The organism is Rhizobium leguminosarum (genome assembly GCF_010668065.1).
GTDB lineage: Bacteria > Pseudomonadota > Alphaproteobacteria > Rhizobiales > Rhizobiaceae > Rhizobium > Rhizobium leguminosarum_S.
On sequence record NZ_WUEN01000008.1, the window covers coordinates 51,353 to 73,773 of the forward strand.

Annotated in this window: 23 protein-coding genes; 10 read left to right on the plus strand and 13 right to left on the minus strand. The window is 60.2% G+C overall.

The window, feature by feature from the left end; all coding sequences use genetic code 11:
* The first annotated feature begins 37 nt into the window (after nt 1–37).
* The 7 genes from GR198_RS21520 (at nt 38) to GR198_RS21550 (ending at nt 5,407) form a co-directional block, all read left to right on the plus strand.
* On the plus strand, nt 38–706 hold the full coding sequence (locus GR198_RS21520) for a DUF1345 domain-containing protein (RefSeq protein ID WP_029871807.1): 669 nt from the start codon (nt 38–40) through the stop codon (nt 704–706).
* Between the two features lie 50 nt (nt 707–756).
* On the plus strand, nt 757–1,206 hold the full coding sequence (locus GR198_RS21525) for a DoxX family protein (protein ID WP_029871808.1): 450 nt from the start codon (nt 757–759) through the stop codon (nt 1,204–1,206).
* Between the two features lie 136 nt (nt 1,207–1,342).
* Complete coding sequence (locus GR198_RS21530) at nt 1,343–1,834, plus strand: hypothetical protein (protein WP_032983908.1); 492 nt, start codon at nt 1,343–1,345, stop codon at nt 1,832–1,834.
* Between the two features lie 131 nt (nt 1,835–1,965).
* The gene (locus GR198_RS21535; RefSeq protein ID WP_029871810.1) at nt 1,966–2,244 is read left to right on the plus strand and encodes a hypothetical protein; all 279 of its coding nucleotides are present in this window, start codon (nt 1,966–1,968) and stop codon (nt 2,242–2,244) included.
* Between the two features lie 248 nt (nt 2,245–2,492).
* Nucleotides 2,493–3,215 carry a response regulator gene (locus GR198_RS21540; RefSeq protein ID WP_029871811.1) on the plus strand — a complete coding sequence of 241 codons (723 nt, stop codon included), beginning with the start codon at nt 2,493–2,495 and terminating at the stop codon, nt 3,213–3,215.
* Nucleotides 3,212–4,588, plus strand: a complete 1,377-nt coding sequence (locus tag GR198_RS21545) for a sensor histidine kinase (RefSeq protein ID WP_029871812.1) — start codon at nt 3,212–3,214, stop codon at nt 4,586–4,588. The genes GR198_RS21540 and GR198_RS21545 overlap by 4 nt, the downstream gene beginning before the upstream one ends.
* Nucleotides 4,589–4,747: 159 nt before the next feature.
* Nucleotides 4,748–5,407, plus strand: coding sequence for a DUF3313 domain-containing protein (locus GR198_RS21550; RefSeq protein WP_003543067.1), 660 nt, complete (start codon nt 4,748–4,750; stop codon nt 5,405–5,407).
* Nucleotides 5,408–5,486: 79 nt separating this feature from the next.
* On the opposite strand, the gene GR198_RS21555 is transcribed toward GR198_RS21550, so the two are convergent.
* From GR198_RS21555 to GR198_RS21585, 7 genes are all read right to left on the minus strand, one after another.
* Nucleotides 5,487–5,660: a DUF1328 domain-containing protein gene (locus GR198_RS21555; protein WP_003552965.1), complete on the minus strand. Its 174-nt coding sequence runs from the start codon at nt 5,658–5,660 to the stop codon at nt 5,487–5,489.
* 150 nt (nt 5,661–5,810) lie between these two features.
* A complete protein-coding gene (locus GR198_RS21560) occupies nt 5,811–7,238 on the minus strand; it encodes a gamma-aminobutyraldehyde dehydrogenase (RefSeq protein WP_029871814.1) in 1,428 nt (475 codons plus the stop codon).
* Between the two features lie 13 nt (nt 7,239–7,251).
* On the minus strand, nt 7,252–8,064 hold the full coding sequence (locus GR198_RS21565) for an ABC transporter permease (RefSeq protein WP_011653590.1): 813 nt from the start codon (nt 8,062–8,064) through the stop codon (nt 7,252–7,254).
* A complete protein-coding gene (locus tag GR198_RS21570; protein ID WP_029871815.1) occupies nt 8,054–9,019 on the minus strand; it encodes an ABC transporter permease in 966 nt (321 codons plus the stop codon). The genes GR198_RS21565 and GR198_RS21570 overlap by 11 nt, the downstream gene beginning before the upstream one ends.
* Nucleotides 9,016–10,002: an ABC transporter ATP-binding protein gene (locus tag GR198_RS21575; RefSeq protein WP_164047440.1), complete on the minus strand. Its 987-nt coding sequence runs from the start codon at nt 10,000–10,002 to the stop codon at nt 9,016–9,018. Before GR198_RS21575 ends, GR198_RS21570 begins: the two co-directional genes overlap by 4 nt.
* A 210-nt stretch (nt 10,003–10,212) precedes the next feature.
* Complete coding sequence (locus tag GR198_RS21580; RefSeq protein ID WP_164038721.1) at nt 10,213–11,373, minus strand: ABC transporter substrate-binding protein; 1,161 nt, start codon at nt 11,371–11,373, stop codon at nt 10,213–10,215.
* A gap of 117 nt (nt 11,374–11,490) precedes the next feature.
* Entirely contained in the window at nt 11,491–12,399 is a 909-nt protein-coding gene (locus GR198_RS21585) for a LysR family transcriptional regulator (RefSeq protein WP_164069554.1), read from the minus strand.
* 180 nt (nt 12,400–12,579) lie between these two features.
* Between GR198_RS21585 and GR198_RS21590 the strand changes: the two genes are divergently transcribed.
* A complete protein-coding gene (locus tag GR198_RS21590) occupies nt 12,580–13,272 on the plus strand; it encodes a hypothetical protein (RefSeq protein ID WP_164069555.1) in 693 nt (230 codons plus the stop codon).
* A 12-nt stretch (nt 13,273–13,284) separates the two neighbouring features.
* On the opposite strand, the gene GR198_RS21595 is transcribed toward GR198_RS21590, so the two are convergent.
* Nucleotides 13,285–14,175, minus strand: coding sequence for an AraC family transcriptional regulator (locus tag GR198_RS21595; protein WP_164069556.1), 891 nt, complete (start codon nt 14,173–14,175; stop codon nt 13,285–13,287).
* 132 nt (nt 14,176–14,307) lie between these two features.
* Between GR198_RS21595 and GR198_RS21600 the strand changes: the two genes are divergently transcribed.
* Nucleotides 14,308–15,060, plus strand: coding sequence for an SDR family NAD(P)-dependent oxidoreductase (locus GR198_RS21600; RefSeq protein ID WP_164069557.1), 753 nt, complete (start codon nt 14,308–14,310; stop codon nt 15,058–15,060).
* Nucleotides 15,061–15,228: 168 nt separating this feature from the next.
* Here the strand turns inward: GR198_RS21600 and lysS are convergent, their stop codons facing one another.
* The 5 genes from lysS to GR198_RS21625 all read right to left on the minus strand — a co-directional run bounded on the left by lysS (nt 15,229) and on the right by GR198_RS21625 (nt 21,053).
* Entirely contained in the window at nt 15,229–16,725 is a 1,497-nt protein-coding gene (lysS, locus tag GR198_RS21605; protein ID WP_164069558.1) for a lysine--tRNA ligase, read from the minus strand.
* 22 nt (nt 16,726–16,747) lie between these two features.
* Complete coding sequence (gene gltX, locus GR198_RS21610) at nt 16,748–18,214, minus strand: glutamate--tRNA ligase (RefSeq protein WP_164069559.1); 1,467 nt, start codon at nt 18,212–18,214, stop codon at nt 16,748–16,750.
* A gap of 244 nt (nt 18,215–18,458) precedes the next feature.
* Nucleotides 18,459–19,208 (minus strand): TerC family protein, encoded by a 750-nt coding sequence (locus GR198_RS21615; RefSeq protein ID WP_062943995.1) that lies wholly within the window; start codon nt 19,206–19,208, stop codon nt 18,459–18,461.
* Nucleotides 19,209–19,427: 219 nt separating this feature from the next.
* Nucleotides 19,428–20,267, minus strand: a complete 840-nt coding sequence (locus tag GR198_RS21620) for an AraC family transcriptional regulator (protein WP_164069560.1) — start codon at nt 20,265–20,267, stop codon at nt 19,428–19,430.
* A gap of 105 nt (nt 20,268–20,372) precedes the next feature.
* Nucleotides 20,373–21,053, minus strand: a complete 681-nt coding sequence (locus tag GR198_RS21625; protein WP_029871824.1) for a TetR/AcrR family transcriptional regulator — start codon at nt 21,051–21,053, stop codon at nt 20,373–20,375.
* A 151-nt stretch (nt 21,054–21,204) separates the two neighbouring features.
* On the opposite strand from GR198_RS21625, the gene GR198_RS21630 reads away from it, so the two are divergent.
* A complete protein-coding gene (locus GR198_RS21630) occupies nt 21,205–22,416 on the plus strand; it encodes an HlyD family secretion protein (protein WP_164069561.1) in 1,212 nt (403 codons plus the stop codon).
* Nucleotides 22,417–22,421 lie beyond the last annotated feature (5 nt).

The window sequence follows — 22,421 nt, forward strand, 5'->3', positions numbered from 1 at the left end:
ATGCTGTTATCAAGGGCATATGCTGTCGGAGACCGATATGGCGGATGAGGAACGGGCAAATTCGCTTGCAGCATTTGCCTACAAGCATGCGAGCTTCATCTTCGCCGTTGTTGCCGGACTGGTGGTCTTCTTGGCGCTGACCTCACGCGAAGTCAGCGCCGGCAATATCCTGTTCGGCTGGAATGTCAGCGCCGGCGTTTTTGTCGCGCTCAGCTGGCGCAAGATGCTGCGGTCGACGGTTCAAAGCATCCGGAAACGTTCGGAGGATCTCGATTTCTCCGACACCGTCCTGCTGGCTCTGTCGATCGGTGCCGCACTTGCCAGCATTGCCGGGATCGGCCTCGAGCTTCATTCGATCAAGGAGGCGGCACCTGACGTCGCGCTGGCGCGGGCAGGTGTTGCGGTTCTGACGATCCTGATTTCCTGGATCTTCCTGCATACACTCTTCACCATCCACTATGCCCATTATTTCTATGGCGGGGCGGACGAGGAGGGTGGGCTGAAGTTTCCGGACGGGATCGAAGAGCCCGGCTACTGGGATTTCCTATATTTCTCCTTCACCATCGGCGTTGCCGCACAGACGGCGGATGTCGCGGTCAGTTCGACCAGCATGCGCAAGCTGACGCTGCTGCATGCCGTGCTGTCGTTCCTGTTCAATACGACGATCCTGGCGCTTGCGATAAATGTCGGGGCGAGCCTGCTATAATGCCGCCTTGCCTTGAGCGGGCTAACCACCTGCTCTTCAAATCGGAGGGTATGATGGAAAGCGCCTCAAGCCGGCCCCGACTGGCCGATCTCATTCTTCTCCTCGGCAGGCTTCTGCTGTCGCTAATCTTCCTGCACGAAGCTTGGTCACTCGCGGCAGATATCACCGCGACTTTCGACATTTTCGCAAAACTGGGGCTATCGGCGCCGGTCGCGCTTGCCACCATTGCCCTGCAGATCGGCGCCGGCCTTTCCGTCGCGACAGGCTTCCTCAGCCGGCTTGGGGCATTGGCGCTGGCGCTCTTCTGCCTGGCGACCGCCTTGCTCTTTCACACGAATTTTGAGAGCCAGAACGAACTGCTGCATTTCGAGAAGGACCTGGCGATTGCCGGCGGCATGTTCGTGCTCGCGGTTTCGGGCGCGGGATCGATATCGATCGACAAGCTGCTGAGAAAGCGAACGAACAGAATGCCTCCCTGGCTCAGGGCGGTATTGTCGTGAATGCCCCCGAAATCCGAAGACCTTCGGTGCTGAATTTGATGAATTTTGCGGGCGCTCCCTGGCCCAATAAAACCGAATAAAACCGAACAAACAGAAGCGTCGATGCGGGCTACACTTTTGGCGACAGGTCAGGAGTGTGCCAGTGATGTCTTCCGCGCAAAGCAATCAGCAAAAGCCAATTCTCGTCTTTCTCGGAAAAGACGCTGCCTGCGATATCGTCTCGAAATTGAATGAGAGCGGATATGTCGCGGCGGCTGTGTCCTCGGTGCCGGAGCTTTTCGACGCCTTGCGTTCGGACCGATATTTTCTGGCCGTAACGATGCGATCGGATATCGATATGGTCCGAAATATCAAGCCGATACCGGTCGTCAATCTGGAGGTGTTCTTCCATACTGTCCAGTCGGCCACGAAGTCCGTCCGCTCCTCTAAGGAGTTCGACAGCGACGCATTTCTAAGAAGGATCGCGGCCCTCACGGAGTCGAGGACAGGCAGGATTGATGCGGTCCAAAAAGCCGCGGCTACGAAGGAGACGTCGATTGCAGGTGCGGCGAGGGCATCTCGGTGGCGTGCTGCCACATCTCTTCTTTTAAGTCGCCGTTCCACATCAAGCGCGGAGCGGGCTGAATAGACGTGGCCGAATTCTCATCGCCGACGCGCCGCGTTCCCGACGGAGCCTATCGGCATCTTTCTACCGGGTTTCGTCTGCTTGAAAGCGTCATTCCGAAACCAGAACTTTTTACGTGGTGCGGGTGTCTTCTCATGTTTCAGTTGCTCGGGGCAGCATCGGCAAGCGGATATATCATCACGCTATTGTTCCTGCTCGTGGCGATCGGTCGTCTCGCCAGAAACGGTCTCGATAGATTCACCGCACGGCTTCCGAAGCGCTCAGCGTTGAAGCATTACACGACGGCGATCGTCTCTCTGGTGTTCTATTGCCTGCTGGTCGTTCGGATGTGTTTCATCGCCACCGTCATCATCGACAGCGCCATCCAAGGTGACAAGGTGGAAATCAGCGGCGATCCCGAAAGCCAGTTTTGACGCCGGACCCCGTGTCGAAAATCCTGCAACATATCTCAACATTATCGAATATAGCATTGCACGACACTTGATATGCTGAAGGCGGAGCCGCGTCGGCGGCGACAGATCGTGTGGTGTCTGAACGCTGGGGAGATTAACCACTGCGGTTGACAGTGGCCGAGCCCGCCTGACCTAGACACGGTGAAACGTGGCAATTTCGCGCCGAGGGGCATCTCCCGGCAAGAGAACGAATGACGATGGCATAAGAAATGGCAGTTCCCAATCATGCTCATATCCTCATCGTCGAAGACGATCCCGCCATCGCGGATATGCTGGTGGACCTTGTCCGAAGCAGCGGCTTCGAGGCCTCGTCGGTGGAGAGCGGTGCGGCTATGGATCGAATGATGGTGCGGCAGCAATTCGATCTCATCGTTCTCGATGCGATGTTGCCGGGCGAGGATGGTTTCAGCATCTGCAGGCGGCTTCGTGCAGCGTGCTCGGTGCCAATCCTGATGCTGACGGCGCTGCAGGAGGATATCGACCGCATTCTCGGCCTGGAGCTCGGAGCCGATGACTATGTCACGAAACCATTCAACTCCCGCGAGCTACTGGCCCGGATCAAGAGTATTCTCCGCAGAGCGTCATATGCTCATCATCAGGAGGAAGCACTTGGACCGATGATGTTCTCGGGGTGGCGCATCGATCCAAAAAGCCGCCAACTCCACGACGCGGATGGAGCGCAGGTTTCCATGACAACCGCGGAGTTCGATATCCTCCTGGCCTTCTGCTGCAATCCCAACAAGGTCTTGACGCGCGAACAGCTGTTGTCGATGACACATGCCGGGTTAGCGGGGCCGGTCGAGCGCAGCATCGACGCCCATATCAGCCGGGTCAGGCAAAAGATCGAACCAAATCTGAAAGATCCGACGTTCATAAAGACGGTGCGGCTGGGCGGTTATCTCTTCGCATCCAAGGTAGAGCGTCTCCCTTGAGAAATTTTCGGCGCGCTTCGATCCAAAGCCAGATCCTCATATTGGCGACCTTCCTTGTCGTGCTCGTTTCCGTCGCGGCAACCGCCATGGAGCCCTATATCTACGGCCGTCATGATCGTGGGTTTCAAAACGGCCTGTTTGCTGCCAGAGCGGCGATGGTCGCGGAGCAATTTGCCCAGGCAAGTTCAGCGCAGGACGAAGTCACCGTTCTCAAGAGAGCAGCGGCACTCGGCGTTGGGGTCGAAAAATTGTCCCTGGAGCAGCCACTTGCCGGCAAACAGCAGATGGTATCTCCCAGCGAATTGGTGGCGCGTATCAACACAATGCTTGCCGACAATATTTTTGCGGCATTTCATCGCTTCGTCATCGGTCAATCGCACCCAGATGTCCTGACTGTCGGAATTGACGACAAGCTCGCCCTCGTCTTTCAACTGCCGGTTTTTCCCAGCTATGTCTGGTTTGTTCCGGCCGCCGTGAGCGGGTTTTTGAAAGTCGTCATCCCATTGGTGCTGCTTGCATATTTCAGCAGCTGGCTTATCACCGAGCCTCTGAGGCGCTTTGCCGCCGCCGCAAAGCGAGCAAGCATCGAGGGCAGTTGGGAAAAGCCTTTCGAACCGGACGGCGCAGCCGAGATTCGAAGTCTGGCGGAATCGCTGAACGTCATGAGCGATCGAATCCAGAGCATGGCGGAGGATCGAACAAGAATGCTGAGTGGCGTGGGGCATGATCTCAGGACGCCTCTGACGAGATTGCGGATGCGTGCCGAGCGTTCCGGCGAGCCCGAGCTTCGCGGCCTGATGCTGGCCGATATCGCCACCTTGAGTTTCATGATCGACGAGTGCCTGGCCTATTTCAAAGACGCGTCCACTGCGGAGACTGATCGAAAGGTCGATATCTCAAGCCTGCTGCAGACGATTGCGACAGACTTCTCCGACATGGGCGTCGATGTAGGCTTCACCGGTTCGCGGCGGCTGGCGTTTGTCTGCAAACCTCAGGCGCTGACTCGGGCAATCACGAATCTGGTCGACAATGCGTCTCGTTATGCAAAGCAAGTCGAAATCGATCTGCAAGAGAGCGACGATGGCGGGATCAAAATATCGGTGGGCGACAATGGTCCTGGTTTGACCGATGAGGCCAAGGCAAAAGTTCTGGAGCCGTTCTTCAAAGTGGATAAATCCCGCCAGATCGGTGCCCAGGGCGGCTCCGGGCTTGGGCTCGGCCTTCCGATCGCCAAAGGAATTGTCACCAAAGCGCATAATGGACAGTTGACGTTGCTGGACAGGACGCCAACCGGCCTGGTCGTCGTGATCGATCTTCCCGCCCCTCAGGCGATCCAGCCCGAAGGCGCGCCGCCGATCCCTTCATCACAATGACTTATTGCCCGGCCGTCGCGTCATCACGCGTCGCGCTGCCCGGAGCGAACACGGCTCACGAACATTTCCGCATATCATAGCAAACACAGCAACATTCGAATTCCATAAAACCGCTGCCAGCAGATGCCATTCGGTATTTCCAAAGCTGGAGCCAAGTCATTGATAAAAAATTTGAAAGTCGGCGCCGCACTGATGCTCGCCTGTTCGAGCGTTGCCGCATGCACGACCCCTGACCCCACGGTTTATTCCGGGCTGGCTTCGGCATCGCAGCTCCAGCCGAACAGTGAGGATAAGACCGGCCGCGTACCGTATCGCTATCAGACGAAAGTCAACTGGAGCCAGTACAACAGGATCATCGTCGATCCCGTTGCCGTCTATAACGGTCCCGACAACCAGTTCGGCAAGGTCTTAGAAAAAGACAAAGCATTCCTTGCCAATTACATGCAGGTTCAATTCACGGAAAAATTGAAGACGCGCTTTGCTGTCGTCAGCACGCCTGCTCCAGCGACTCTCAGATTGCATCTGACGCTGACGGGCGCCAAGGCAACGACCGCGGTCCTCGGAACGGTCACGCGCATCGACGTCGCAGGCGGATTGTATAACACCGTCCAGGCCGTTCGCGGCCGGGAAGGCTCGATGACCGGCTCGGTGAATTATGCCGTGGAGATCTATGACGCTGCGAGCAATCGCCTCCTGTCTTCCTATGTCACCAAGCAATATCCCAACGCGATGAATATCGGCGCAAGCTTCACGGCGATGGATGCCTCCATGGTGGGCATCCGCAAAGGTGCCGATGCTCTGCTTGCCGAGTTGAAATAGGCCGCAGGGCTTAAAGGGGCTGTGGTGACAACAGACGGCGGGGGCCGCAAGCGCAAGGCGCAGCGGCCCCCGCGACCGCTCACAGGATCGCCTGGCCGGCCATCAGCGCAAGAACAAGGAAGATCAGGAAGATCACCAGCGCGATGCCGAAGAGAACGCGTGCGATTGTCGCGGTCGCTGCGGAGACGCCGGAGAAACCGAAGAAGCCGGCGATGATCGAAATGACAAAAAATATCAGAGCCCATTTCAGCATGACATCATCCTTTGCGTTTGCTTGGGAAAGACGCGGCAACCGGGAAAATGTTCCAGATCGCTTGAATGGAATGGCGATCTCTGGGGAGCACCCTCCCGGTGCTACCGATGGGCATTGCGTCGAATTTCGTACCCTTGCCTTTCCTGCCGGTCAGCCGTGATTGATCATCACGTGGCGTACGGCGGTGTAGTCCTCCAGTGCGTAGACCGACATGTCCTTGCCGTAGCCCGACTGTTTGAGGCCGCCATGCGGCATCTCGTTGGTCAGCATGAAATGGGTGTTGATCCAGGTGCAGCCATATTGCAGGCGGGCGGCTGTCTTCATGCCGCGGCCGATATCCTTGGTCCAGACGGAAGAGGCCAGGCCGTAGTCGCTATCGTTTGCCCAGGCAACAGCATCATCGGCATCGGAGAAGCGGGTGACCGAGACGACCGGGCCGAAGACCTCGCGCCGGACGATCTCGTCGTCCTGCAGGGCGCCTGCAATGACCGTCGGCGTGAAGAAGAAGCCCTTGTCGCCGAAGACCTTGCCACCGGCGGTGATTTCCATGTGCTTGTGCTCGGAAGCACGAGCGACGAAACTTTCGACGCGGTCGCGCTGGCGTTTGGAGATCAGCGGGCCGATCTCGTTTTCGGTATCGTCGGCCTGGTTGAAGCGGATGCTCGAGACGGCCGAGGAGAGGTCGGCGACGAAATTGTCGTAAACCTTGGCATCGGCATAGATGCGGCAGGCGGCGGTGCAGTCCTGACCGGCATTGTAATAGCCGAAGGTGCGGATGCCGGCGACGACCGCATCAATATCGGCATCGTCGAAGATGATGACCGGGGCCTTGCCGCCGAGTTCCAGGTGGGTGCGCTTGACCGTCTTGGCCGCGGCCTGCAGCACCTTCTTGCCGGTTGCGACATCGCCGGTAATGGAGACCATGCCGATCTTGGCGTGATTGATCAGGGCGTTGCCGACACTTTCACCACGGCCGAGGATGACGTTGACGACGCCTTCGGGAAGGATTTCGGAGAGCAGCTTCGCCATCTTCAACGCCGTCAGCGGGGTCTGCTCCGAAGGCTTGAAGACGACTGTATTGCCGCCGGCAATGGCCGGCGCCAGCTTCCAGGCCATCATCATCAGCGGATAGTTCCACGGCGCGATCGAGCCGACGATGCCGATCGGATCGCGGCGGATCATCGAGGTGTGGCCGGGCAGATATTCGCCGGCCGCCGGTGCGTGCAGGTTGCGCACGGCGCCGGCGAAGAAGCGGTAACAATCGACGATCGCCGGGATCTCGTCATTCAGCACGGCATTGATCGGCTTACCACAGTTCAAAGCCTCCAGTGCGGCAAAGCCGGCGGCATCCTTCTCGATCGCGTCGGCGATCTTCAGCAGGTAGCCGGAGCGCTCGCCGGGCGTCGTCTGCGACCAGGTCTTGAAGGCCTTTTCGGCGGCGTCGACGGCAGCGTCGACCTGGGAAAGCGACGCTTCGGCAAGGTCCAGCACCGTCTCGCCCGTCTTCGGGTTCAGGACGTGCTCTTCCGTTTCTGTGCCTTTTTCGAAGCGGGAACCGATCAGCATTTGGATATCCATGATGTTCTCCCTTTTATTTGCCGCCGCCAGCGATCTGGTCGCCGTCGCGGGTGAGGTAATAGGCTGCCAGGATCGGCAGGAATGTGACGAGCACGACGACCATGGCGACCACGTTGGTAACGGGACGCTGGCGCGGGCGGATGAGTTCTTCGAGCATCCAGATCGGCAAGGTCGATTGCTGACCGCCGGTGAAGGTCGTGACGATGACCTCGTCGAAAGAAAGCGCGAAGGCGAGCATGCCGCCGGCGAGCAGGGCGGTGCCGATATTGGGCAGGATGACATGGCGGAAGGTCTGGAAGCCGTCGGCGCCGAGATCCATCGAGGCCTCGATCAGCGAACCTGACGTGCGGCGGAAGCGGGCGACCGCATTGTTGTAGACGACCACGACGCAGAAGGTGGCGTGGCCGAGCACGATGGTCCAAACCGAAAACGGGATGTCGAACAGGCTGAAGGCGGAGCGGAGCGCAATGCCGGTGATGATGCCGGGAAGCGCGATCGGCAGGATGACCAGCAGCGAGATCGCCTCCCGGCCAAAGAACTTCGTCTGGCTGACGGCCGCCGCACAGAGCGTGCCGAGGACCAGCGCGATCGCCGTGGCGATGACGGCGACCTGCACGGAAAGGCTGAGCGCCGACCAGACGTCCGGCCGGTTCCAGGCGACCGCGAACCATTGCAGCGTCAGCCCGGGCGGCGGCCATTGATAGCTCTTTTCCTCCGTCGTGAAGGCATAGACGAAGATCAGCAGGATCGGCAGGTGCAGGAAAAGCAATCCGCCGGCGGCTGCGATCTTGAGGGGAAGCGGCGATGTCTTGAGGTCAGAGCGCATCGAAGGCCCCCTGTTTCTTGGCGAGCCAGAGATAGAGCGCCATGATGACGATCGGTACGACGGAGAAGGCGGCCGCCAGCGGCACGTTGCCGGCCGTTCCCTGCTGGGTATAGACCGCCTGGCCGATGAAGAGCCTGGACGAGCCGATGATCTGCGGGATGATGTAATCGCCCAATGTCAGCGAGAAGGTGAAGATCGAGCCGGCGACGATACCCGGGAGCGCCAAGGGCAGGAGCACGGTGCGGAAGGTCTGGCGCGGCGTGGCGCCGAGATCGGACGAGGCCTCGATCAGGTTGCCGGGCACACGCTCGAGGGCCGCCTGCGTCGGCAGTATCATGTAGGGAAGCCAGATATAGACGAAGACGATGAAGGTGCCGAGGTAGCTCACCGAAAGCGAATTGCCGCCGATGACGGGCAGGTTCAGGATGCCGTCCAGCAGCCAGGAGAGATGCAGCTTCTCGAAGATCCAGGTGAGGATGCCTTCCTTGGCGAGGATCAGCTTCCAGGCGTAGATCTTGACGAGATAGCTCGACCAGAGCGGCAGCATGATGCCGAGATAGAAAAGCGCCTTCCATTTGCCTTGCGCATAACGCGCTGTGTAGTAGGCGATCGGGAAGGCGATCAAGGCGGAAGCGATGGTCACCAGCGCTGCCATGATGAAAGTGCGGATGATGATGTCGAAATTCGTCGGGTTTAGAAGCTGCGCATAGGTCGAAAGGGTGAATTCGTAATTCACCAGGCCTGAGAAATCGTCGATCGAAAAGAAACTCTGCAGAAGCAGGGCGAGCAGCGAACCGATATAAATGATGCCGAGCCAGAGCAGCGGCGGCGTCAGCATCAGGACGAGCAGCAGTTTCGGGTGCCGCCAGAAGGCATCGGACAGCCGGCCGAAGAGGCCGCCGCGCCCCGGAAGAATCGATGTCGCCTCATTGGTGGTGATGAAGATCGCCGTCATGCCGCGTCATCCATGTAGTGGATATCGCCGGGCTGCCAGCCAAGGCGTATGCCGGCGCCGACGACAGGCACATCTGCGCCCGCCGGCAGCATCACATGCAGCCGCGCCCCCTGGAGGCCAACGGTGAGGCGCGTGGCTGCGCCGAGGAAGCTCGCATTGTCGACCTGGGCCTCGACGCCGTCGCCTGCCAGCCGGATCGCTTCGGGGCGGAGGCTTGCCCAGCGTCTTTCGCCGCCGAGCGAGGCCATCAGATCAGGTGCGATGACGTTCGACGAGCCGACGAAATCAGCGACGAAGCGGTTCTTCGGGCGGCGGTAGATATCCTGCGGCGTGCCCTCCTGGACGATGTTGCCGTCGTTGAAGACGGCGACGCGGTCGGCCATGGACAGGGCCTCGCCCTGATCGTGGGTGACGAAGACGAAGGTGATGCCGAGCGCGCGTTGCAGGCTCTTCAATTCCTCCTGCATCTGTTCGCGGAGTTTCAGGTCGAGAGCGCCGAGCGGTTCGTCGAGCAGCAGCACCTTCGGCTTGTTGACCAGCGCGCGGGCGAGCGCCACACGCTGGCGCTGGCCACCGGACAACTGGCCGGGGCGGCGGGTGCCGTAACCCGGGAGCTTGACGAGTTCGAGGGCGTCGCCCGCGGCCTTGATCCGCTCCGCCTTGCCGACGCCCTTGACCATCAGCCCGTAGGCGACATTGTCGAGGATGTTCAGATGCGGGAAGAGCGCGTAGTCCTGGAATACGGTGTTGACGTTGCGGCGATAGGGCGGAACGCCCTCGGCCGTCTCGCCGAAGATCTGGATATGGCCCGATGTCGGCTGTTCGAAGCCGGCTATCAATCGCAGGCACGTCGTCTTGCCTGAGCCGGAGGGGCCAAGCATCGCGAAGAACTCGCCCGGCGCGATCTCGAGATCGACGCCGTCGACGGCGCGAACCTGGCCGAAATGGCGCGATACCTGTTGGAAACGGACGGCTGACGTCATTGGGGGCTCCGGCTTCTTTGCTTTAGAGAGGCTGCGGTTTTGGTTTATGACCCCGCCCCAAACCCCTCCCCACAAGGGGGAGGGGCTTAGCCTGCCGTACCCCTTCGCAAATACCTTGGCGTTTCGGCAGGATTCGGCGGCGCCACTCGGAGCCCCTCCCCTTTGGGGAGGGGTCTCACGCTACAACAGTCATCTCAGTGAGGACGTAAATTACCGCCCGCCGATCACGCCGATATAATCCGACACCCAGCGATGATAGGGCACGCATTCGCTCTGCGTTGCGCATTTGGCGACCGGGGTCTTCCAGAACTTGATCTTGTCGAAGTGATCGAAGCCGTTGGTAGCGCAGCCGCTATCGCCCATCAGTTCATTGCCCTTGCAGGCGGCGGGAACGGAGGGCACGGCGCCGAACCAGGCGGCGGCGTCACCCTGGACCTTGGCCTTCAGCGAATGTTCCATCCACATATAGGCGCAGTTCGGATGTTCGCTGTCGGCATGCAGCATGGTGGTGTCGGCCCAGCCGGTGACGCCTTCATCCGGGAAGGTGGAGGCGATCTTCTGCTTGTCGGCCTGCAGCAGGTTCACCTGGAAAGGCCAGGAGCCGGAGGCGACGACGCCTTCGTTCTTGAAGTCGTCGATCTGGATCATCGCATCGTGCCAGTAGCGGGAGACGAGCTTGCGCTGGCCGCGCAACAGGTCGAGGGCGGCCTTGTACTGGTCCTCGTTCAGTTCGTAGGGATCCTTGATGCCGAGATCCGGCTTGTGGGCCATCAGATACATGGCGGCATCGGCGATGTAGATCGCGCCGTCATAGGCCTGGACGCGGCCCTTGTTCGACTTGCCGTCAGGCAGTGTCTGCTCCTCGAAGACGACGTTCCAGCTGGTCGGCGCCTTGTCCTTGAAGGCATCGGTATTGTACATCAGCACGTTCGGCCCCCATAGATAGGGCACGCCGTAATGCACGCCGCCGACCGTATACCACGGTCCGTTCTGCAGGCGCTCGTCGACGGTCTTGAAGCTCGGGATCAGATCGGTGTTGATCGGCTGGACACGCTTGCCGGCGATGAGGCGGAGCGAGGCGTCGCCCGATGCCGTGACCAAGTCGAAGCCGCCCTCGTTCATCAGCGACACCATTTCATCCGAGGTGGCGGCGGTCTTGACGGAAACCTTGCAGCCGCTCTCCTTTTCGAAATCGGTGACCCAGTCGTAGTTCTTGTCGGTTTCGCCGCGCTCGATATAGCCGGCCCAGGCGACGATGCTGACCGCACCTTCGCCCTTGCCCAGGGCCTTCAGCGGTTCGGCGGCGATTCCCTGGGTCGCGAAGCTCAGGCAGGCGAGCGCTGCCGTGCAGGATTTCAACAGATTCGTCATCATCCGTCTCCCGGTTTGCCACTTTCTGTGGCGGTTTGTTCCCGGTTGAAAAGGTGACGCGAAAAAGCCGCTTTCGCAAATTCATTTATCAGAAAGGCGGTATCGGAAATTCCGATATCAGCGGATACGCCCGGATCTTAAGCTCTCGGCGATACCGACGAAGTCGCGCGCCGCCTGCGGCAGGCTGGAGCCCTTGCGCCAGACCATGCCGACCTGGACGACCGGCAGCGAACCGGAGACGTCGCGGCTCTCGATGCGGTCGCCCTCCAGCGACCATGGTCGGTAGACGAGATCGGGAAGCAGGGCCACGCCGGCGCCGGTTGCAACCAGGCTGCGCACCGCCTCCACCGACCGGGTGCGGAAGGCGACGTGCGGGCGGGCGCCGAGTGCCGAGAGCAGCTTGCCGGTGTTCTCCTCGATTTCGTCGACCGTCAGCATGATCAGCGGTTCACGGGCGATATCGGCGACCGAGATGATGTCGGCCGACACCAGCGGATGGCCCATCGGCAGCCATAGTCGATATGGCGAGGTTTCGAGGATTTCCGCCTGCAGCGCCATACGGTCGCGCAGGTTGGAGATCACCATGACGGCGACATCAAGTTCGCCGCCGACCAGGAGATGTTCGAGGTAACCGCCATTGTCCTCGATGGCGCTGACCTCGATGCCAGGGCAGGCGCGGCGGTATCGCGCCAGGAGATCGGAGAGCACGTAGCCGGCGACAAGCGAAGTGACGCCGATGTTCAGCGTGCCGGAAAGGGTGCTTTGCTGGCCGGAGAAGCTGGTGCGCGCATCGGAGACGGAGGCGAGGATCTTCGTCGCATGGCGCAGGAACTGGTGTCCGTTATGGGTGATTGTCAGGCCGCGCGAATGGCGCTCGAAAAGCTCGACGCCGAGATCGCTTTCAAGCTCCTTCAGCGCTTCCGTCACCGAGGATTGCGAGATCGAAAGGTTCTGTGCGGCTCGCGTCACCGAACCCTGTTCGGCGACGGCGACGAAAAATTGAACCTGGCGAAGCGTGAAGGCCATGGGCGTTTAGAGCATGGCGGAATACGGCCTGACAAGCGGCCTGAAAAAAGCGGACCTTTTTTGGTATTTTCCTAAAATGGAGCGGGCTTCGCATGCCCACTTAAACTTTCGGAAACGTCATTTCCTTAGCGTTCTCAGCACTTGTCCTGCGTTGGAGTTTCAGATGGCGGAGCAGTTGGCGTGAAGGCCTTACTGCGCATATTCCGGCCTTCCCGGAAATTGGCAATCATCATTGGCGGAGTCGCTCTTCTCATGGGCGTGTCCGGCGGTGCGGCGGTCTATGTCGGCAAGGACAGGCTGATCGGTGCAACTGGTGGTGGCTACGGGCTCGAATGCAGTGACGTCAACCTGGTGACGATCCGCAAGCAGGATCACGTCTGGGTGCGCAAATACATCAAGACTGAACCGACCGACGGGATGACGCGCGTCAAGACCGCGCTTCGTGTCGCTCAGGCGGTTTATGCCGCGCAGAAGCCCGATCTGGTGCAGGTGGTGGTGCTTGACGAAAACGGACCGACGATGCGCGCCGATATTCGCGGCCGGGCGATCGGCGCTGATGTCGTCTATATCCCGCATCCCGACAAGACGGTTCCCGGCCTCGACGACAAGTCCTATACAGCGCGCTACTACGACGGCAAGGCCAGCGAAAACGGGCTGTTCTTCGGCGAACGGATAGAGATGCCGTTCGACGAGATCGCCATGATCAGCGCCGCTTTCAAGGATCCCGAGGATTGCGTCGACCCGGTCGCGGTTGCTTCCACAAAGAGTGAGGGCAAGGCAGCAGCCGGCGGACACGGCGCAGCGCCCAAGGATGCAGCCGCCCCAGCAAAAGCCGCTCCCGAAGAGGCGCCGCCGGCCAAGAGCGGGCACTAAACCCAAAAAGCATCAGGCGGCAGGCCTGATATTTTCCCTTATCAGCGAGGCGTCGCGCGCCGGCGGCTGGCCGAAGAAGCGTGCATATTCCCTGGTGAATTGCGAGGCGCTCTCGTAGCCCACCGAGTAGGCGACCGAGGAGGCGTTTCCGGATTGGGAAATCAGAAGCTGGCGGGCCTGCAGCAGGCGGATACGCTTCTGGAACTGGATCGGGCTCATCGCCGTCACAGCCTTGAAATGGCGATGAAAGGCCGAGACGCTCATGGAAGTGAGGGCAGCGAGTTTTTCGACCTCGACCGCTTCGGCATAGTGCTCGCGAACCCAGCGGATGGCGAGCCGTATCCGCGACAGGGCGCTATCGGGTGCTGCGATATCGCGCAGCATCCAGCCCTGCGGTCCCTGCAGCACGCGATAGAGGATTTCGCGTTCGTAGGCCGGGGCAAGGGCAGGGATATCCTGCGGGCGCCCCATGAGTTGCAGCATCCTCAGCCAGGCACCCAGAAGTTCCGGCGTCATGCGACAGACGGAATAGCCGCCGCTTTGTCCCTCCTGATAGGATTGCGGCGGAAGATCCAGGAGAAGCGCTGCGACCTTTGCCGGATCGAGCGATAGGCTGACGCCGATATAGGGCCGGTCGGGACCTGCCTGCTGCACCATGCCCGTCGCCGGCACATCGATCGATATCACGAAGTAGCTCGCTGGATCGTAATAATAGTCCTGCCCGGCGATCGTCAGCGTCTTGCTGCCATCGAGAATGAGGTTGACCATCGGCTCATAAACGGCGCCGAGCTTATGTTCGGGGATCTCCCCCTTGACCATCAGTATGCCGGGGATGCCGGTTTCCGTCGGGGGGTTTTCAGCGTGGGCCGTCAAGCGGCGCATCTCTTCGAGCATTGTTTGCATGGCGAAATCCTGACCCAGCAAGTGACACGGCGCAAGGCAAAAGCAGGAATAGGCAAGAACGAGGCAGTTTCCGGCGGAGTGCAGGCCGGCTGTTTCCCATAGCTTCCGGCCACCGAAGCAAAGGAGACAGAAATGAAAATCGCAATCATTACCGGCGGCAGCCGTGGCATTGGTCAATCGGCAGCGCAGGAATGCGCAAGGCGCGGCATGGGTGTCATCCTCACCTATAACAGCCACAAACCAGGTGCGGATGAAGTCATCGCCGCGATCAAGGCAGAAGGCGGTCAAGCCGTTGCGCTTGCCCTCGATGTCGGTGATGCCGGCAGCTTTCCGGACTTCGTGGCGGAGGTTAAAAGGCTGCTTTCCACCTATTGGGGCCGGAATACGTTTGACTGCCTCGTCAACAATGCCGGTTTCGGCATGTTCAATCTCATGGAGACGGTGACGACGGACCAGTTCGACGCTCTGATGAATGTCCACCTGAAAGGGCCGTTCTTCCTGACGCAGGCCTTGCTGCCGCTGATGGTCGAGGGCGGCGTCATCCTCAATGTAACGAGCGCTTCCGTTCGCGTCGCAACAGCAGGTGTTGCGCCTTATGCAGCCCTCAAGTCCGGACTTGAGACGTTGACCCGCTATCAGGCGAAGGAGTTCGGCGATCGCGGGATCCGCGCCAATGCCATTTCGCCCGGTCCTATCCGCACCAATCTTGCCGACGCTGCGCTGGACAAGAACCCGGAGTTCGCCGCGTTGCTCGCCTCACAGACGGCTCTCGGCCGTATCGGCGAAGCCGAGGATGTCGGCCGCGTCATCGCCATGCTCGCGTCCGACGACGGCGCATGGATCAATGCGCAGACAATCGAGGTCGCCGGCGGCTACATGATCTGAGTGTGACGACGAACGAGATCATAACACAAGCCAGTGAAATAACGTCATTCCGTGACCGACCAAACCACTATGTCTTGGTCCATCGGTTCGGGTTTTTCACCAGTCTGCCTAAAACAAAACGGAGCGTCCTTTCGGGCGCTCCGTTTTTTCATTTAAAGAATGTGGTTCTCAGTCGGCTTTGTTGCGGCGGGCCGGGAAGAGGATGACGTCGCGGATCGATGGCGCATTGGTCAGAAGCATGATGAGCCGGTCGACGCCGATGCCGAGGCCACCTGCCGGCGGCATGCCCTGGTCGATGGCGTCGAGGAATTCCTCGTCCAGCTGCTTTTCCTTTTCGCCGCGGGCATGCGCCTGTTCGAGCTGCTCGACCATGCGGCGGCGCTGCTCTTCGGGATCGTTGAGTTCCGAGAAGGCGTTGCCGAGTTCCCAGGCGTTACAATAGGTTTCGAAGCGCTCGACGAGGCGCGGCTCGCCCGGCACTTCCTTGGCGAAGGGCGAAATGTCCTTCGGGAAGTGCGTAACGTGCGAGGGTTGGATCAGCGTCTGCTCGACCTTCTCTTCGAAGATGAAGGCGAGGCATTCGCCCCACGTCCAATCCTTCTCGACTGCAAAGCCGGCAGCCTTGGCGGCGGCGCGGGCCTCTTCATCGGTCTTGATGGCGCGGAAATCGATGCCGGTCGCTTCCTTGACGGCATCGGGCATCGGCACGCGCTTGAACGGCCCCTCGAAGGAAATCCGCTTGTCGCCGAAGTCGACTTCCGTCGTGCCGTGGATAGAGAGCGCCAAGCTTTCGAACAGCCGCTCGACGAGGTCCATGATGTCCTCGTAGTCGGCATAGGCCCAGTAACACTCCATCATGGTGAATTCAGGATTGTGCCGGGTGGAGACGCCTTCGTTACGGAAGTTCCGGTTGATCTCGAAGACCTTGTCGGTCAGCCCCGAAACCAGCGTGCGCTTGAGGAACAGTTCCGGCGCGATGCGCAGGTACATGTCGAGCTTCAGCGTGTTGTGATGCGTCTTGAACGGCTCGGCGGTGGCGCCGCCATAGACCGAATGCAGCATCGGCGTTTCGACTTCCATGAAGCCGTCATTTTCCATGAAGCGGCGGATGCCGGAAAGGATCTTCGAACGCTGCTGGAAGCGGAGCTTCGAATCCTCGTTGGTCATGATGTCGAGGTGGCGCTTGCGATAGCGCAGCTCGATGTCGGAGAGACCGTGCCACTTCTCCGGCATCGGCAGCAGCGACTTCGTCAGCATGGTGATCGTCTGCGCGTTGATCGTCAGCTCGCCGCGCTTGGTGCGGCGCACGATGCCGGTGACGCCGATGATGTCGCCGATGTCGATCATCGGCAGCAGCGCGCGGGCTTCTTCCGGGGTCGTGTCCTTGTGACTGAAAATCTGGATCTTGCCGCCGGCATCGTGGATGTCCATGAACATGCCGGAGTTGCGCGACGAGTAGACGCGGCCGGCGACGGTGACGACATCCTGCGTCTCGACGTCAGGTTCCAGGTTCTCATATTTCGCGATGAGCTCGGCATTGGTCATCGTGCGGTGGAAATGTGCCGGATAGACCTCGCCGATCTGCTCGCGCAGCAGCTTCAGCTTCTGGGCGCGCACTTCCGTCGCGTCGGAGGAAAGGGTGTTTTCGGTCTTGTTGTCAGCCACTGTCGAAATCCTCTGACTGTTCTTACTTCGAGCCGACGAGGGCGGCGACCGCCTGCGAGGCGAGCTTCAGGCGCTGACGCACAACGGACCGGCCAAGGATCGCCATGGAATCGAAGAGCGGCAGGGAACGCGACGAGCCGGATACGGCGACGAAGAGCGGCGAGACCACGACCTTCAGCTTCTTGCCCATGCGGTCGGCGATCGCGCGCAGCTCCGCCTCGATCGTCTCGACATTCCATTCCAGGATCTTTTCGAGATCCGGCTGAACGGTGTTGAGGATCTCCAGGATCTCTTCCGGCGGCGACTTGATCTTGGCGAAGTCGGAAGGCTGCAGGCCGAGATCGGACTTCAGCAGGAAGCCGGCGAGATCGGGCAGTTCGCCGAGCTTGGAAATGCGCGTCTGCGACAGGCGCAGACCTTCCTTCAGGCGGTCGTTTTCCATCGCCCAGGTCAGCACACGTGCCTGGAATTCCTCTTCGGAGAGCTTCTCGCGGATCCAGCGGCCGTTCAGCCAGTCGAGCTTCTGAATGTCGAAGATCGCGCCGGCCTTGGAGAGGTTCTCCGGATCGAACTTCTCGGAGAGCTCGTTGATATCAAGCAGCTCTTCGCCTTCGGCGATCTGGATGAAGAACAGGCCGAGGAAGTTCATCAGCGCCTCGGGAATGTAGCCGAGCGCGGAGTAATAGGAGATCGAGGTCGGGTTCTTGCGCTTCGACAGCTTCGACTTGTCGGCATTGCGCATCAGCGACAGATGCATGAAGACCGGCTGATCCCAACCGAAATAGCGATAGAGCAGGATGTGCTTCGGCACCGAAGCCAGCCATTCCTCGCCGCGCGCCACATGGGTGATCTTCATCAGGTGGTCGTCGATGACATTTGCCATGTGATAGGTCGGCATGCCGTCGGCTTTGACGAGGACCTGCATGTCGACCGAATCCCACGGGATGCTGACATCGCCATAGACGCCGTCGGTAAAGTCGCAGGAGCCTTCGGCCGGGATCTTCATGCGGATGACGGTCGTCTCGCCAGCGGCCATGCGCGAGGTGACTTCCTCGGCCGCAAGATTCAGGCAGAGGCCGTCATATTTCGGTGGCTTGCCGGCGGCGCGCTGGGTTTCGCGCATCTGTTCGAGGCGCGCGGGCGTGCAGAAACAGCGGAAGGCATGACCCTTTTCCAGCAATTCCTGGGCGTAAGGCTGGTACATTTCCTTGCGGTCGGACTGGCGATAGGGGCCGTAGGGGCCGCCGATATCTGGGCCTTCCTTCCATTCCAGCCCGCACCATTTCAGTGCGTCCAACACCTTCGTTTCGAATTCAGGGGTCGAGCGCGTCGCATCGGTATCCTCGATGCGCAGGATGAACTCGCCGCCGTGTTTCTTGGCGAAAAGGTAATTGAAGAGAGCGATGTAAGCGGTGCCGACATGCGGCTCGCCGGTCGGCGAGGGAGCGATGCGGACGCGGACGCCGGTGGCTGTCCCGGAAACTGTCATTGTGTGTGCCCGTCAATGAATGCCGGACGGCTTTCATGGAAAGCGACGTTCGGCCGGAAGGATGCAGATAGCTTCATCGGCAAACCGGCCGGAAAAAGGGCATGCGCCCGCACTATCCGCCGATCGTCCGTTCGGCTGGCCTTAGGCCATATTCAACCGGGCGCGTCAAGAAAAACACGCCAGGAACGGCCTGATGGCAATGCGTGAGGGCGCGCCGGTTCCGCCGCGCCCTCCTGTCCAAGCCTCAATGCGCGGCGTCGCGTTTTCGCTTGCGGGCGTTGCGCGCGAACATGTTCAGCACCTCGACCAGCGCCGAGAAGGCCATGGCGGCGTAGACGTAGCCCTTCGGCACATGGAAGCCCATGCCTTCGGCGATCAGCGTCGTGCCGATCATCAGCAGGAAGGCGAGCGCCAGCATGACGATCGTCGGGTTCCTCTCGATGAAGTTGGCAAGCGGGGTCGCGGCAACAAGCATGACGGTGACGGCGGCGACGACGGCGACCACCATGATCGGCAGATGCGGCGTCATGCCGACGGCAGTGATGATGCTGTCGACGGAGAAGACGAGGTCGAGCAGCAGGATCTGGCCGATGGCCGATGCAAAGCCGGTCGTGGCCGAGCTTGCGATGAAGTCCTCGCCGTGATCTTCCGGATCGACGCTGTGGTGGATTTCCTTGGTGGCCTTCCAGACGAGGAACAGACCGCCGGCAATCAGGATCAGATCCTTCCAGGAGAAGCCGTGGCCGAAGGCTTCAAACAGCGGTTCGGTCAATTGCACGATCCAGGCGATGGTGCCGAGCAAGACGAGACGCATGACGAGCGCAAGACCGATACCGATCTTGCGGGCCCTCTCCCGGTGCTCGGGCGGCAGTTTGTTGGTGAGAATGGAAATGAAGATCAGGTTGTCGATCCCGAGAACGACTTCCATCACCACCAGCGTGATGAGCGCCACCCAGGCGGCCGGATCCTGAATGAGCGTCATGATTTCCTGCATCAGCATATATCCCTTTTGCGTCACATAAGTAATGACGCTCGCAATGTAATGTCGCCGGCCTGCCAGGCAAGCGCCGCAAGGGGGTATACGAAACCGATGTGACTTTTATTCCCTAGAACAGGATGATTTAAGGCCGGGGTCGGCCTTAAATTTGAATCCTGTTCTCAATTAAAGAGGTAGAGCATGATGTCGTCCGAAAACCGCTGACACTTTTCAGCATCATGCTCTGATCGGCAACCAGATTTCTGTGACGCCCATGCCGGTATAGGGGTCGAAGCGCTCGTCGTAGCGTTCGAACATGTCGGGTGTCTCACCGTGCTCCAGGCCTGAGGTCGGCCACCATGCGCCAAAAATCCGGTTCATCGTCGCCGGAATGCCGGAGACATGGCCGCGATGGGCAAAGACGACGTAGCGCTGGCCGGGAAGCTTGAGCGTTGCAAAATCCGCCGGCAGATCGCCGGCATCGGAGATCTCGACCGCGGCCATATAGCGGAATTTCTCCGCTTCGCCGTCGATATGGGTACAAATGCCGTAGGCGACATTGCCTTTCTGACCGGAGATATGTCCGAAATGGGCATTGAATTTCTGCCAGAGAGAGGGGATGGCGGCATTGCCGCCATAGGGGTAGATCTCCTGCAGGCCGGCAAACAGTATCGGTTGCAGGGTTTCGAAGCGGGGCGGTTCGAGGTCGTTGAGGTGGGCGGGGTCCATTCTGATCGGCTCCAGCAAGACAAGGTTACGGGCGTGCCCCTGTCTGCGCACCGCATCCGGCGTCATGCCGAACTGGTCGCGGAAGGCACGGGTGAAGGCCTCGTGCGAGCCGTAGCCCGCGCAAAGCGCAACCTCGAGAATGGTGGATGAACCGCCGACAAGTGTGGGCACGGCGCGGCTGAGGCAGCGCCCTCTTATATAGCCGCTGATCGAGTGACCGGTGACGAGCCCGAAGACGCGCGACAGATGGTAGCGCGACAATCCGGCTGCTTCCGATATCTCTTCCAGCGATATATCGCTTTCGAAATGGCTCTCGATGAACCAGATCGCCCGTCCGACGGCGCTCATTCTCATTCTCCTGGTTGCAGCTTCTTCCTTAAAGAAAAGCCGGCAGCCGGATTTGATCGCTATTGCGGGATTCTGGCCGATGGAGCGCGGCGGTCAAGGGTGTGGTCAGGCGGTCTCGTGCCGGCGTGCGCCGTAGGCGGCCATGAAGACCCGAATCGCGCCGCGGATGACGCGCTCGATTTCATCGCGCGACGGCGGTTCTTCCATGCTTCCGAACAGGCGGAGCTTGAAGAAACTACCGCTGGCGAGATCGAGGAATTGGCCGGCGGCCAGATCGATGTCGTCGATCTCAAACCTGCCTTCGGCGATATGCCGTTCCAGGAAGTCGCGCATGATGGTGCGCAGATTTTCCGGACCCTTGAAGAAGCGTTGACAGAGTACCGGCATGCGGTCGCGAACGCCGAGAACGGTGCGCATCGCGCTGATGACCTTTTCATCGGTCATATGGGTGACGAAGCTTATCCCGAATTCGTACAGGCCGGCTTCGGGATCGTCATGTTCGGCAAGCGCCGTGCGCACGGCCGCCACGAAGGCGGCGCGCTCGGTCTCGATCATCGCCGAAAACAGTTCTTCCTTGTTGGTGAAATAGACGTAGAGCGTTCCCTTGGAGACTCCGGCCTCGCGGGTCACGTCGTTCATGCTGGCGGCGTCGAACCCCATCTTCATGAAGACGCGCTTGGCGCCGGCGAGGATCTGCTGGCGCTTGGCCGGATCTTCGCCTGCGGCAAATCGGCCTCCGGCAGCGGGAGGACTGAATACGGCGGCGTGGTCGGGTGTCAGCGTCATGTCCCCTTAACCGTGTTGACGGTTTCGCATGTTCTTTAAAAGAAATCGAACCGATTGGTTCTATACATCTTGATATGACGATTAAACAGGTTTAAGTCAACTGAACCGAACCGTTCAGTTCGATTATTTACTCCAGATCGGTAAAGTGGCCATGTCGAGCAACCAGAAGAGCAACGTCGCGCGTATCGTCAGCGAAAACGCCGAGACCGAAGAGGTAAAGGCCGAGGTCGCGGCCGTAGAAGCTCCGACGGCGGAAGCCCGCGAAGTTCCCTCTGCTCCCGCGCAGTCGGCGCCGGCTTCGGTCGCAGCACCCGCGGCTGCGAAGAAGCGCCGCAGCCCGGTGCTGCCGATCGTCGTGCTCGCCCTTCTCGCAGGCGGCGGCTGGTATGGTTACGAATGGTGGACGAACGGCCGCTTCATGGTGTCGACCGACGACGCCTATATCGAAGGCGATATCGCAACGATTTCGCCGAAGGTCACGGGCTACGTCGCGAAGGTGAACGTTGTCGCCAACCAGGAAGTCAAAGCGGGCGACGTGCTTGCCACGCTTGATAACGGCGACTATCAGAACGCCCTCGACTTGGCCCAGGCCCAGATCGTCACCGAACAGCTTTCGCTGCAGCGTATCGACGCGCAGATCGAAGGCGCGAATGCGAGCCTCGTGCAGGCGCAGGCGCAGAAGGTGGCACTCGAAGCGGCCGTTCGCGGTGCCGAAATCACTCAGAAGCGCCAGAGCGACCTTCAGGCGAAGTCGGTCGGCACCGCCGCCGATCTCGACAACGCCAATATCGCCCTCGACCAGGCCAAGGCCAATCTTGCCGGCGGCGACGCCAACATCACCGCCGCACAGGCCAACATCACCATCCTCCAGGCCCAGCGCAAGGAAGCCGAAGGCTCGGTCCGTTCGCTTGAGATCTCGCGCGACAAGGCCGTCCGCGACCTTTCCTTCACCGTGCTCAAGGCGCCTTATGACGGCATTGTCGGCAACCGCTCCGTCCAGGAAGGCGACCTCGTCTCTCCCGGCCAGCGCCTGATGGCGCTCGTTCCGGTGCGCCAGCTCTATATCGACGCCAATTTCAAGGAAACGCAGATCCAGCATCTGGTGCCGGGCTCGAAGGTCAACGTCCAGGTCGATGCCTATAGCGATCATCCGATCGTTGGCACCGTCGAATCGATCTCGCCGGCTTCCGGCTCGGTCTTTTCGCTGCTGCCGCCGGAAAACGCCACCGGCAACTTTACCAAGGTGATCCAGCGCGTGCCGGTGCGCATCGCGCTGCCGCAGGATGCGCTCGACAGCGGCCGTCTGCGCGCGGGCCTGAGCGTCGTCGTCGACGTCGACACCCGTACGGCGCCGAGCAAGTAAGCCTT

Bases quoted from the DNA above. Each gene is read 5' to 3' on its own strand.
- GR198_RS21625 (WP_029871824.1), bottom strand. From the start codon at position 21,053: ATGACGCTGACACCCGACCACGCCGCCGTATTCAGTCCTCCCGCTGCC.
- GR198_RS21525 (WP_029871808.1), top strand. From the start codon at position 757: ATGATGGAAAGCGCCTCAAGCCGGCCCCGACTGGCCGATCTCATTCTT.
- GR198_RS21565 (WP_011653590.1), bottom strand. From the start codon at position 8,064: ATGCGCTCTGACCTCAAGACATCGCCGCTTCCCCTCAAGATCGCAGCC.
- GR198_RS21580 (WP_164038721.1), bottom strand. From the start codon at position 11,373: ATGACGAATCTGTTGAAATCCTGCACGGCAGCGCTCGCCTGCCTGAGC.
- gltX (WP_164069559.1), bottom strand. From the start codon at position 18,214: ATGACAGTTTCCGGGACAGCCACCGGCGTCCGCGTCCGCATCGCTCCC.
- GR198_RS21570 (WP_029871815.1), bottom strand. From the start codon at position 9,019: ATGACGGCGATCTTCATCACCACCAATGAGGCGACATCGATTCTTCCG.
- GR198_RS21595 (WP_164069556.1), bottom strand. From the start codon at position 14,175: ATGCAAACAATGCTCGAAGAGATGCGCCGCTTGACGGCCCACGCTGAA.
- GR198_RS21630 (WP_164069561.1), top strand. From the start codon at position 21,205: ATGTCGAGCAACCAGAAGAGCAACGTCGCGCGTATCGTCAGCGAAAAC.
- GR198_RS21600 (WP_164069557.1), top strand. From the start codon at position 14,308: ATGAAAATCGCAATCATTACCGGCGGCAGCCGTGGCATTGGTCAATCG.
- GR198_RS21520 (WP_029871807.1), top strand. From the start codon at position 38: ATGGCGGATGAGGAACGGGCAAATTCGCTTGCAGCATTTGCCTACAAG.
- GR198_RS21535 (WP_029871810.1), top strand. From the start codon at position 1,966: ATGTTTCAGTTGCTCGGGGCAGCATCGGCAAGCGGATATATCATCACG.
- GR198_RS21540 (WP_029871811.1), top strand. From the start codon at position 2,493: ATGGCAGTTCCCAATCATGCTCATATCCTCATCGTCGAAGACGATCCC.
- GR198_RS21555 (WP_003552965.1), bottom strand. From the start codon at position 5,660: ATGCTGAAATGGGCTCTGATATTTTTTGTCATTTCGATCATCGCCGGC.
- GR198_RS21575 (WP_164047440.1), bottom strand. From the start codon at position 10,002: ATGACGTCAGCCGTCCGTTTCCAACAGGTATCGCGCCATTTCGGCCAG.
- GR198_RS21585 (WP_164069554.1), bottom strand. From the start codon at position 12,399: ATGGCCTTCACGCTTCGCCAGGTTCAATTTTTCGTCGCCGTCGCCGAA.
- GR198_RS21615 (WP_062943995.1), bottom strand. From the start codon at position 19,208: ATGCAGGAAATCATGACGCTCATTCAGGATCCGGCCGCCTGGGTGGCG.
- GR198_RS21560 (WP_029871814.1), bottom strand. From the start codon at position 7,238: ATGGATATCCAAATGCTGATCGGTTCCCGCTTCGAAAAAGGCACAGAA.
- GR198_RS21620 (WP_164069560.1), bottom strand. From the start codon at position 20,267: ATGAGCGCCGTCGGACGGGCGATCTGGTTCATCGAGAGCCATTTCGAA.